12 protein-coding genes are annotated in these 10,487 nt (G+C 64.9%); 2 read left to right on the top strand and 10 right to left on the bottom strand.

From position 1 onward, the window contains the following. The 4 genes from ACLPJJ_RS09290 to ACLPJJ_RS09305 form a co-directional block, all read right to left on the bottom strand. A partial coding sequence (locus ACLPJJ_RS09290) for a GTP-binding protein (RefSeq protein ID WP_443590695.1) occupies nt 1-242 on the bottom strand: 242 nt, incomplete at its 3' end. After that, on the bottom strand, nt 242-1,162 hold the full coding sequence (gene cysD / locus ACLPJJ_RS09295; RefSeq protein WP_443590696.1) for a sulfate adenylyltransferase subunit CysD: 921 nt from the start codon (nt 1,160-1,162) through the stop codon (nt 242-244). The genes ACLPJJ_RS09290 and cysD, both read right to left, overlap by 1 nt. Nucleotides 1,163-1,350: 188 nt before the next feature. Beyond that, the gene (gene lpxC, locus ACLPJJ_RS09300) at nt 1,351-2,292 is read right to left on the bottom strand and encodes a UDP-3-O-acyl-N-acetylglucosamine deacetylase (RefSeq protein ID WP_443590697.1); all 942 of its coding nucleotides are present in this window, start codon (nt 2,290-2,292) and stop codon (nt 1,351-1,353) included. Between the two features lie 59 nt (nt 2,293-2,351). Continuing rightward, nucleotides 2,352-3,206 (bottom strand): ion channel, encoded by an 855-nt coding sequence (locus ACLPJJ_RS09305; RefSeq protein ID WP_443590698.1) that lies wholly within the window; start codon nt 3,204-3,206, stop codon nt 2,352-2,354. Between the two features lie 184 nt (nt 3,207-3,390). Here ACLPJJ_RS09305 and ACLPJJ_RS09310 point away from each other — a divergent pair, with 184 nt between their 5' ends. Both ACLPJJ_RS09310 and ACLPJJ_RS09315 read left to right on the top strand, forming a co-directional pair. Next, on the top strand, nt 3,391-3,711 hold the full coding sequence (locus tag ACLPJJ_RS09310) for a YbjQ family protein (RefSeq protein WP_443590699.1): 321 nt from the start codon (nt 3,391-3,393) through the stop codon (nt 3,709-3,711). Between the two features lies 1 nt (nt 3,712). After that, a complete protein-coding gene (locus ACLPJJ_RS09315) occupies nt 3,713-4,000 on the top strand; it encodes a hypothetical protein (protein ID WP_443590700.1) in 288 nt (95 codons plus the stop codon). Between the two features lie 45 nt (nt 4,001-4,045). Here ACLPJJ_RS09315 and ftsZ read toward each other — a convergent pair whose 3' ends face one another. The 6 genes from ftsZ to ACLPJJ_RS09345 form a co-directional block, all read right to left on the bottom strand. After that, entirely contained in the window at nt 4,046-5,581 is a 1,536-nt protein-coding gene (gene ftsZ, locus ACLPJJ_RS09320; protein WP_443590701.1) for a cell division protein FtsZ, read from the bottom strand. Between the two features lie 48 nt (nt 5,582-5,629). Next, entirely contained in the window at nt 5,630-6,940 is a 1,311-nt protein-coding gene (gene ftsA / locus ACLPJJ_RS09325) for a cell division protein FtsA (protein WP_443590702.1), read from the bottom strand. Beyond that, nucleotides 6,933-7,925: a cell division protein FtsQ/DivIB gene (locus ACLPJJ_RS09330; protein ID WP_443590703.1), complete on the bottom strand. Its 993-nt coding sequence runs from the start codon at nt 7,923-7,925 to the stop codon at nt 6,933-6,935. Before ACLPJJ_RS09330 ends, ftsA begins: the two co-directional genes overlap by 8 nt. Then, nucleotides 7,913-8,818 carry a D-alanine--D-alanine ligase gene (locus ACLPJJ_RS09335; protein ID WP_443590704.1) on the bottom strand — a complete coding sequence of 302 codons (906 nt, stop codon included), beginning with the start codon at nt 8,816-8,818 and terminating at the stop codon, nt 7,913-7,915. Before ACLPJJ_RS09335 ends, ACLPJJ_RS09330 begins: the two co-directional genes overlap by 13 nt. Then, nucleotides 8,815-9,705, bottom strand: coding sequence for a UDP-N-acetylmuramate dehydrogenase (murB, locus tag ACLPJJ_RS09340; protein WP_443590705.1), 891 nt, complete (start codon nt 9,703-9,705; stop codon nt 8,815-8,817). The genes ACLPJJ_RS09335 and murB overlap by 4 nt, the downstream gene beginning before the upstream one ends. After that, nucleotides 9,705-10,487 (bottom strand): glutamate ligase domain-containing protein (locus tag ACLPJJ_RS09345; protein ID WP_443590706.1); only part of this gene is annotated, 783 nt, incomplete at its 5' end. The genes murB and ACLPJJ_RS09345, both read right to left, overlap by 1 nt.

Consider the following 10,487-nt stretch of genomic DNA (forward strand, 5'->3'; position numbering starts at 1 on the left):
AAGTCGATGTTCTGCCCCTGCGTACCGACCTTCTTGGAATCAGCCTCGAGTGCTGCCAGCTGATCCTCGAAGATCATCTTCGAATCGTACAGCAGCCGCCCGATCAGCGTCGACTTGCCGTCATCCACCGAGCCACAGGTGATGAAGCGCAGCAGGCTCTTATGCTGATGCTGCTCCAGATACGCATCGATATCCTGCGCGATCAGCTCGTCGGTCTGGTAGGAGGAAGCTTGCTTATCCATCAGAAATACCCCTCCTGCTTCTTCTTCTCCATGCTGGCGCCGCCAGCATCCTTGTCGATCACGCGGCCCTGCCGTTCCGAGGTGGTGGTCAGCAGCATCTCCTGGATCACCTCGGGCAGCGTCGTGGCGGTGCTCTCCACCGCGCCGGTGAGCGGGTAGCAGCCCAGCGTGCGGAAGCGGATGCTCCGTTCCTCGGCCACCTCGCCCGGACGCAGCGGGAAACGCTCGTCATCGACCATGATCAGCAGCCCGTCGCGCTCCACCACCGGCCGCTTGGCCGCGAAGTACAGAGGCACAATCGGGATGTTCTCCAAATGGATGTATTGCCAGATATCCAGCTCGGTCCAGTTGGAGATGGGGAACACGCGGATGCTCTCGCCCTTGGCCTTGCGGGCGTTGTACAGGCTCCACAGCTCCGGACGCTGGTTCTTCGGGTCCCAGCGATGGTTGGTCGAACGGAAAGAGAAAATGCGTTCCTTGGCGCGGGATTTCTCCTCATCGCGCCGCGCGCCACCGAAGGCCGCGTCGAACCCGTACTTGTCGAGAGCCTGCTTCAGCCCTTCGGTCTTCCACATATCGGTGTGCAGCGAACCGTGGTCGAACGGGTTGATGCCTTTCTCCATCGCCTCCTTGTTATGGTAGACGATTAGCTCCATCCCGCTCTCGCGCGCCATGCGGTCGCGCAGCTCGTACATGGCCTTGAACTTCCAGGTCGTATCCACATGCAGCAGCGGAAACGGCGGCGGGCTGGGGTAGAACGCCTTGCGCGCCAGATGCAGCATCACCGCGCTGTCCTTGCCCACCGAGTACAGCATCACCGGCTTCTCGGTCTCGGCCACGACCTCCCGCATGATGTGGATAGATTCCGCCTCAAGACGCTGTAAATGCGTCAGTCCCACCGTCGCGTCCGCGGCCGTCATGCAAGTCTCCGTCTAGCCACCCCCGCCGCACCCACGGCAGGGCATTATCAGGCTCTCTTGGCATGCCCGGCGAACCACCGCAAATTGGAAAAGCTTTTTACAAATAGGCGATTACCACGGCAAAATCATGCCAAACGCCAAAAAGGCGAGAGGATTATCCCCTCACCCTAGCATTCCCGTAGATTATTCTAGGCGACGGTGAGTTGCAGCGGCTTGGCCACGGTTCCGTTGGTCAGGCGGTAATTCGCCTGGTCGGCAAACAGGGCGCGCAGAAGCTGGTTGTTCAGCGCATGGCCGGTGCGGCTGCCGATGAACCGACCGGAGATCGGCGCGCCGGCAAGTGCGAGGTCGCCGATCACGTCCAGCAGCTTGTGGCGCACGAATTCGTCGGCATACCGCAGACCTTCCGGGTTCAGCACCTTGGCGTCATCGACGACGATGGCATTGGCCAGCGAGCCGCCACGAGCCAGCCCGGCCTTGCGCAGCGCCTCGATCTCGCCCAGCAGGGTGAAGGTGCGCGCCTGGGCGATCTCCTGCGCGAAGCCCGCCTCGGAGAGGTGGAAATGATACGCCTGCGCGCCGATGGCGGAGGCGGCGAATTCGATGGAGAGCGAGATGTCGAACCCGGAGCCGCCCGGATTATGCGGGCGCAACTCGGCGAAAGCGCCGTTATGCTCGACCCGCACCGGCCGCAGGATCTCCAGGTGCTCGCGTAAGCCCCCATGTTCGGCAATCCCGGCGCTCTCGACCAGGAACTGGAAGGGCGCGGCGGAGCCATCGAACACCGGCAATTCGGGGCCATCCACCTCGATGAGCATGTCATCCACGCCGCAAGCCGCCACCGCCGCCATCAGATGCTCGATGGTGCCAATCTTCGCCTCGCCTACAGCAATGAGTGTGCACAGCCGCGTATCGGTCACGTAATCGAACCGGGCGGGGATGCCGACGCCCAGATCGGCGCGTTGGAACATGATGCCGCTATTCACCGCAGCGGGCTTCAGCCACAGCGTCACCTCCGCGCCGCTATGCAGCCCGCGGCCAACCGCAGAAATCGCCGCCTTCAGCGTGCGCCGCGGGGCCGGGGCCGGTTCGGACGGGGTAAAGCTGTATCTCTCGCGCAGGGACGACATGGTGAATCCGTCGGTTAATATCGGATTTAATCTACCCCCGGCGGCGCCCCTGCCTCCAGTCAATCATTATTTCCGAATATTTCGGAAGAAGCCTCTGATTTTTCGTCTTTTTCAAGATGCTCTATGCGGTGGAACTGGCTGTAATCGACCTTGATATCGCCGGACTGCGAGCGCGTGAGAATATTCACGAACCGGTAGCCGAAGCGGATATCCCCGGCGCCATAAACATGCCGGGCGGTAACCGTGGCATTCAGAGCCTCGTCGGTGCCGGTGAGCGAGCAGACCAGCACATCGCCATCCTTGGCCAGGGTCTCGCTCGTTTTGCCATAAAGCGGGCTGTCCGGCGTTATCCTGTGAATCGCCATCCAGCTCAGGGCAAAAACCGGGGTTTCATCGCATTCCAACTTCAGCGGCCGCTGGCGGCGCATAATGCCGCCCTCGCCATCATCATCCTCGTAGCTCGTCACCACCACGCTCAGCCGCGCCTGGGCGATCTCATTGCGCTGTCCGCTACCCACCCGGAACATCAACACCGGCACGCCGCCGCTTTCCCGCACCACCGCGACCTTGGAAAACAGCACGCGCGGATGCGGGCGCGCAAGCCGCGCGAACACGACGCCGGTGCTGACCGCGGTATTGAGCTGGCCGAGCATAATTTCCGCGGTGCTGACGATATTGGCGCCGAGCGACTTCGGGTACGCCGAGCCGTAGCCGGTGGTGGAGAGCGTCTGCACCGAGAAGAAGAAGGCGCTGCTGAAATGCCCATTATAGGCGCCGCCCAGCCCGCCCACCAGCTGGTACAAACAGGCGAACACCAGGTTGAGAAAAAGGAAATAGCCGACCAGCACCGCCAGCAGCAGCCACAGCGGCATCGTCATCAGATCGTAATAAAGATCCTTGGGCCCACGCCTCATAATCCCGCGTCGCTCGTTGGCGCGGATCGTATCTGCCAAGGGCGGCAACGGTATTTTGGGCCAGGCGGCACGTTTGTTATTCACGCTTTCCTGCTGCCGCATCGCCCGCCCCCGCGTCAAGCTAACCGCATTGCCGGGGGCGGTGGATTATGCTGTGCTGACGCCACTCTGACGGAGCGAAATCATGATCGTCGTCACCACCGAAAATGTCGCCAATCACCGGGTGCGGGAGACGCTGGGCCAATGCTTCGGCGTGGTTGTGCGCAGCCGGGGCCTTTGCGGCAACATCATGGCCGGGCTGCGCTCGCTCGTTGGCGGGGAGATCGTGGAATATACCCGCATGCTGGAGGAAGCCCGGCGCCATGCCGTGGACCGGCTCGTGGCCAACGCCACGATGATGGGCGCCAACGCCGTCACCATGATGCGCTTCGACTCCTCGGAAATGGGCCAGACCATGAGCGAGGTCGTAGCCTACGGCACCGCCGTCATTATCGAGCCGGTTTGAGATGCTGCGCGGCTTTGTCATTGGCCTGAGCCTGCTGGCTTTGGCCGGAGGGCTGCTCGGGATGCTTGCGGGCGCCGGGCCGGGCATGGTGGGGCCGATGATCTTCGGCCTGCTGCTGCTCGTCGGCACTGTCTTCGAGCCGCACTACCACCGCAATGAAGTGCAAGCCCCTGGCTCTGGCTGGGAGCACACTGGGGAAATCTTCAAGGACCCGGCCAAAGGCGCGATCGTCGAGGTCTGGTACAACGAGACCAGCGGCGAACGGTGCTACGTGGCGCGCGGGCAATAAAAAACGGCCCCTTCCGGGGCCGTTTTTCGTAAAGTCTGGTACCGCTTACGGGTTGTTGCGGCGCAGGAAGGCCGGAATTTCCAGCCCCACCTCGTCGATCTGCGCCGGGCGCACGGCGGCGCGGGCAGGCTCGCGGAGTTCCTCATGCGCATGCGGCTCAGCGCGCATGGGCGGCTCCTGCCGGTGAGTGGGCTGCGGCGCCGGGGCCGGCTTGGAGCTGCCGAAACCGAACACGGACTTGAAGATGCTGGTGCTCTTGGGCGGCTCGGGCGCGCGCACCGGGTCCGGCGCCACGTTACGCACCGGCACTGTAGGGCGCTGCGGCTGCGGCATGCGCGCGGCTTCAGCCGCCGGAGCAGCGTGAGCAGCCGGCTGGGCCGGGGCGGGCTCGGCGCCAAGCGCGATCTCGTAGCCGCGGTCGACAAAAGCCTTGGAAACCAGCGGCGCGGCAGGCGGCTCCGGCACATAACCCGCCGGGCGGGACGCGCCCGGCATCGCCGGGGCGGCAGCGCCCTGCTGGTTCAGCGTGTGGCCAGACACGGCATTGGGGAACTGCACGTGCTCGGCATTGCCACCATTCACAACTTTCAGGTTCGGCATCGCCTGCGGCATGGAGTCGATGCCGGTGGCCACCACGGAAACGCGGAGGCGGCCCTGCATACCTTCGTCCAGCGACATGCCGAACATGATGTTCGCGTCCTTGTCGACTTCCTCGCCGATGCGGTTGGCAGCCTGATCCACCTCGAACAGCGTCACATCGGAGCCGCCGGTAATGTTGATCAGCAGGCCGCGCGCGCCCTTCATGTTAGTGTCTTCCAGCAGCGGGTTACTGATGGCGGCCTCGGCGGCGCGGATCGCGCGATCCTCGCCCTCGGCCTCGCCGGTGCCCATCATGGCTTTGCCCATCTCGCGCATCACGGAGCGCACGTCGGCGAAGTCCAGGTTCACGAGGCCGGGCATCACCATCAGGTCGGTCACGCCGCGCACGCCCATGTAGAGCACGTTGTCGGCCATCTCGAACGCTTCTTTCCAGCTCGTGCGTTCGTTGGCGACCTTGAAGAGATTCTGGTTGGGGATGACGATGAGCGTGTCAACGTAGGCCTGCATCTCGATGATGCCTTCCTCCGCGGCGCGCAAACGGCGCTTGCCCTCGAAGGAGAACGGCTTGGTGACAACACCAACAGTGAGGATATCGCGTTCGCGCGCCATGCGGGCGATGACCGGCGCCGCACCCGTGCCCGTGCCGCCGCCCATGCCGGCGGTGATGAAGACCATGTGCGTATTCTCGAGGTGACGAGCGAGTTCCTCGGCGGCTTCATCGGCGGAGAGCTTGCCGATCTCCGGCCGCCCGCCAGCGCCATTGCCCTGAGTGAGATGCGGCCCGAGCTGGATCCGCTTCTCCGCCAGCGAGCGCTGCAGCTGCTGCGCGTCCGTATTGGCGACGACGAAATCAACCCCCGGGAGATTCAGGCTGATCATGTTGTTAACGGCATTGCACCCGCCACCACCGACACCGAAGACCGTAATCCGCGGCGTGAAATCCGTGTGCAACGGCTTCTCGATTGTCAAGTTCAATGTCATCTGCTCATCTCCTCAGGAACAATCGGTAACGAACGCGCCGATTTCATGTCAAACACGATTTTTCAAAAAATCAACAAAATGCCCAAACCAACCGCGACCCCGTTCGGCATCGAAATTGATATCCTGCATATTCTGGCCGTCACCGGTGGCGAAGGCGAGCAGCCCGACAAGCGTGGCGAAATTGGGAGCATTCGCCGAGTCGGGCAAGCCAATAACTTCACCCGGGCGTCCAAGCCGCACATGCCTGTCAAGAATCTGCGCGGCCAGTTCACGCACGCCGCCAAGCTGCGACGCGCCGCCGGTGAGCACCACGCGCACACCGCCCGCGCGGCCAAGCCCGGCTGTTTCCAGCTGGTCCTTCACCAGTTCGAAAATTTCCTCGATTCGCGGGCGGATGCAGGAAATGAGATGCGAGCGCGGCATCTGCGCGATCTGGTGTTCAGCCTCGCCCACCATCGGCACAGGCAGCAGCTCGCGCGAATCGTCGGGGCTTGAATGACAATTGCCGAACAACGCCTTTAATCGTTCCGCATGAGCAATCGATGTCGAAAGCCCCTGCGCGATGTCGGTCGTCACATGGTTGCCGCCCACCGGGATCTGCGCCGTGTGCAGCACCTGCCCCTCGGAGAATACCGCCATGGTGGTGGTGCCGCCGCCCATGTCGATCACCGTGGTGCCGAGCTCACGTTCATCACCCACCAGCGTGGCGAGGCCCGAGGCCAGCGGCGCGGAAATCAGCCCGGCGATATCCAGCTCGCAGCGCGAGAGACAGGCCGAGAGCGTGCGCAATGCGGTGCTGCCCGAGTCGATGACATGCAGCTGCGCGGTGAGCGTGTTGCAGAACAGCCCGCGCGGATCGGTAATGCCGAGCGTCTCGTCGGTGGAGAAGCTCAGCGGCAGCGCATGGATCGTCGCGCGCCCATCGGCGGCGGCGCGGGCGCGCGCCTCGCGCACCACGCGGCGGATGTCATCGGCGGTCACCGCCCGGCCATCCACCGGCCATTGCACGTTGAACAGCCGCGACTCCGGCTGGCCGCAGGAGAGGTTCACATAGACGGATTTGAGCCGCGTGTCCGCCAACTCCTCCGCCGTGCCCACGGCGGCGCGGATCGCCCGCTCCGCCGCGTCCAGGTCCACGATGCCACCGGACTTGATGCCATGGCTTTTCTGCCAGCCAAAACCGAGCGAGCGCAGCCGCCCATCCGATTCCGCGCGGCCAATCAGGCAGGCGATCTTGGTCGAACCGATATCGAGCACGCCGAACGGGCCGGAGCGCACCCGGCGCGCGCGCGGCACATCATCCATTTGCGGCCTCGCGGGCGTCTCAACAGCGGGCGGGCGGCGTGTCATGCTACTCATGTTTCTGCGTCGCTCCCTGTTTCTCCGGCGCTGGCGGCGCGGGCGCCGGATATGGCTTCACCACCAGCCGCCCTGCCTGGCGCAGATCGATCACCTCGACCGGCCGGTCAAGCAGCTGCACACTGGTCTGCAACGCGGCAAGCTGGCCGATGGCATCAGCCTCGTTCTCGCTTGGCAGCTTCACCAGCGTCTGGTTTTTGAGGATGAGGTTCCAGCGCAGCCCGTCCACGCGCTGCGCCGCCGCCACATGCGAGAGCACGGCGGGCGCCGCCTGCAACTCGGTGACGAGCACATTGGCGTTGGCCGGCGCATCCTCCCCCGAGAGCAGCAGCAGCGAAGGTTCGCGCCGCTTCGCCTCGGCGGCGTCCTGGTTGGCGATGACATTGCCCTGCTTGTCGATGAGCACGAATTTCGTCTGCCCGTTGCTCACAGTTTGCCAGATCGCATAGGCATCGCGCTCGGTCACGGTCACCACCAGCGTGCCCGGCAGTTCGCGCGAGACCACGGCGCTCTGCACCGGCCCCAGCTGCTCAACCTGGTTACGGATCGCGGCGAGCGAGAACCCCAGCGTCGGGTCGCCCGGCTTCACCCCGATCGCCTGTCGCAGCAAGTCGGGATCGGTGGTGCGGGCGCCGTTGATCTGCACGCTGGTGACGCGCAGGCCAAGGTCCGCCGCGAAATTCGCCAGCGGCGAGGACGATGGCGCGGCAGCGGCGGTTGTCTCCGCAACTTGCGGCGCGGGCGCGGCGGAAGGCAGGCTGCGCACCAGCTCGAACCCGACGATGAACACGGAGGCGATAACGAGGAACCACAGCCCGGGCTTCAGACTGCGCTTGACGCGGCGGAAAAACAGCTTGCGCTGCGTCAGCCGGTCCTGCGGCGGCGCCGGCTTGCGCGCGCGTGACGTACGCGGACGCTGCGGCGCCACGTCCAGCCGTGACGCCGCGGTAATATCGATCGGTGGCGGCGTGGCTACACGCGGCATGCCGCCCTCTCAACCATCCAGGTGCAGAGCGCAGGAAAATCCATGCCGGTATAAGCCGCCTGTTCCGGCAGCAGGGAGGTCGGCGTCAGGCCCGGCTGGGTGTTTACTTCCAGGAGCACCAGCCGGCCGGTCTCATCGTCGTAGCGCAGATCCGCGCGCGAGGCGCCACGGCACCCCAGCGCCCGGTGCGCGGCGAGCGCGATATCCATCGCCTGCTTGGCCACTTCATCGGGGATTTCCGCCGGTACCACATGGCGCGAGCCGCCAGCGGCATACTTGGCGTGGTAGTCATAGAATTTTTCGGCGGGCAGGATTTCCGTCACCGCCAGGGCTTGGTCTTCCAACACGCCGACGGTGAGTTCCCGCCCCGGAATATACTGCTCCACCATGGCCGGGCCGTAATGCCAGTTGGCCACGATCTCGGTGCGGTTATTGTCCCCTGCCTTGACGATGGATACGCCAACCGACGAGCCCTCATTCACCGGCTTCACCACATAGGGCGGTGGCAGAGGATCATGGTCGGCCAGCTCCGCGATGTCGATGATCCGGTGCGGCGCCACCGGCAGCCCGGCAGCGGCGAACACCGCCTTGGCGGCGGCCTTGTCCATGGCCAGCGCCGAGGCCCTCACGCCAGAATGGGTATAGGGAATGCCCATATAGTCGAGCACGCCCTGGATCGTCCCATCCTCGCCGAAGGGCCCGTGCAGGGCGTTGAACACCACATCGGGGCGCGGGGTGAGGGCTTGCAGCAGCGCGCCCAAGTCTTCCGTCACATCGACGCGCGAGACCTCGAATCCGGCTGTCTCCAGCGCCGCGATCACCTGCGCGCCGGAGCGGCGGGAAACCTCACTCTCCGACGACATGCCACCAAGCAGAACAGCCACACGCGTCATACCGGCACTCCAATCCGTTTGATTTCCCAACGCAACGCCACGCCGGAATTCTCCTGAACGCGCCGCCTCACCTCTTCACCCAGGCCTTCCAGTTCGGCCGCCGTGGCCTCGCCCAGATTCAGCAGGAAATTGCAGTGCAATTCCGAAACCTGGGCCTGGCCCTTCGTCAGCCCCCGGCAGCCGGCGGCATCGATCAGCTCCCAAGCCTTCTGCCCTTCCGGGTTGGCGAAGGTGGAGCCGCCCGTGCGCGCCCGCACCGGCTGGCTCGCTTCGCGCTTGGATTTGATTTCCGCCATCTTCGCGCCGATCAGCGCCGACTCGCCCGGCCGCGCGCGCAACCTGGCCCGCACCACCACGGAGTCAGACGGCAGATTGGCATGACGGTAGGAGAGACCAAGGTCTTCCGCCTTCACGCGGATCAGCTCACCCGCGCGGGTGACGATCTCGGCCCAGTCCAGCACCTGCGCGATCTCGCCGCCATAGGCGCCCGCGTTCATCGCCACGGCACCGCCAATCGTGCCGGGAATTCCCGAAAGAAATTCCAGCCCGGTCAGCCCGGCCTCGGCCGCATGTTCCGACACAGTCACATCCAGCGCCGCCGCCCCCGCGATGATGGCGCCATCCTCCACCACCACATCGCCAAAACCGCGCGCCAGTTTGATGACGACGCCATTGATGCCACCATCGCGCACGATCAGGTTGGAGGCAGCACCTATCACCGTCACCGGCATCTCCAGCGGCAGTTCCTTGAGGAAGGCGCAGAGATCCTCGACGTCCGCCGGGCGGAGCAGAAACTCCGCAGGTCCGCCGACGCGGAACCACGTTATCGGCGCCAGAGGCGCATGCTCGGCCAGACGGCCGCGCGTGGCGGGAATCACCGCCATCATCAGCGTCTCATCCCCGCGGCACGCGCCGCGTTCTGCAACTCCGCCAGCTGCGCCGGCAGCGCCGCGGCCCATTGCGTGATATTCCCGGCGCCGAGGCACACCACGTAGTCGCCATGCCGGGCGATGGCATGCACCATCTCGGCCAGATGCGACGGATCGGACAGCGCCACCACCTGCCGGTGCCCGCGCGCGCGCAGGCCCTCGACCAGCGCTTCCTTATCCACGCCCTCGATCGGCTCCTCGCCCGCCGCATACACATCGGCCACGATCACCGTGCCCGCATCGTTCATGCAGGTGCAGAATTCCTCGAACAGCGAGCGCAGCCGCGTGTAGCGGTGCGGCTGCACCACCGCGATCACATCGCGCGCCCCGGCCTGCCGCGCCGCCTTCAGCACCGCCGCGATCTCCACCGGGTGATGCCCGTAATCGTCGATCACGGTGATCCCGCCCGTCTCGCCGGTCTTGGTGAAGCGCCGCTTCACGCCTGCGAAATTGGCCAGCGCCGCCTTGATCTGCGCCTCGTCGATCTCCATCTCCGTCGCCACGGTGATCGCCGCCAGCGCGTTCTGCACATTGTGGTTGCCCAGCATCGGCAGCTTGAATGGCCCCATCCGGCGCGCCCGGCCGGAGATGCGATCGGAGATGCGCACCTCGAAGCTGGCACCATCCTTGGAGGAGATGATGCGCTCGGCCCGCACATCAGCCTGCGGCGAAAACCCGTAGGTGACGACACGATGATCCGAGAGCGACGGGATCATCTGCTGCACCGCCGGATGGTCGAT

It is taken from the genome of Acidocella sp. (assembly GCF_052326845.1).
GTDB lineage: Bacteria > Pseudomonadota > Alphaproteobacteria > Acetobacterales > Acetobacteraceae > Acidocella.

Excerpts from the sequence above, each read along its gene's own strand:
- cysD (WP_443590696.1), bottom strand. The coding sequence starts at position 1,162 with ATGACGGCCGCGGACGCGACGGTGGGACTGACGCATTTACAGCGTCTT.
- lpxC (WP_443590697.1), bottom strand. The coding sequence starts at position 2,292 with ATGTCGTCCCTGCGCGAGAGATACAGCTTTACCCCGTCCGAACCGGCC.
- ACLPJJ_RS09305 (WP_443590698.1), bottom strand. The coding sequence starts at position 3,206 with ATGAGGCGTGGGCCCAAGGATCTTTATTACGATCTGATGACGATGCCG.
- ACLPJJ_RS09310 (WP_443590699.1), top strand. The coding sequence starts at position 3,391 with ATGATCGTCGTCACCACCGAAAATGTCGCCAATCACCGGGTGCGGGAG.
- ACLPJJ_RS09315 (WP_443590700.1), top strand. The coding sequence starts at position 3,713 with ATGCTGCGCGGCTTTGTCATTGGCCTGAGCCTGCTGGCTTTGGCCGGA.
- ftsZ (WP_443590701.1), bottom strand. The coding sequence starts at position 5,581 with ATGACATTGAACTTGACAATCGAGAAGCCGTTGCACACGGATTTCACG.
- ftsA (WP_443590702.1), bottom strand. The coding sequence starts at position 6,940 with ATGAGTAGCATGACACGCCGCCCGCCCGCTGTTGAGACGCCCGCGAGG.
- ACLPJJ_RS09330 (WP_443590703.1), bottom strand. The coding sequence starts at position 7,925 with ATGCCGCGTGTAGCCACGCCGCCACCGATCGATATTACCGCGGCGTCA.
- ACLPJJ_RS09335 (WP_443590704.1), bottom strand. The coding sequence starts at position 8,818 with ATGACGCGTGTGGCTGTTCTGCTTGGTGGCATGTCGTCGGAGAGTGAG.
- murB (WP_443590705.1), bottom strand. The coding sequence starts at position 9,705 with ATGATGGCGGTGATTCCCGCCACGCGCGGCCGTCTGGCCGAGCATGCG.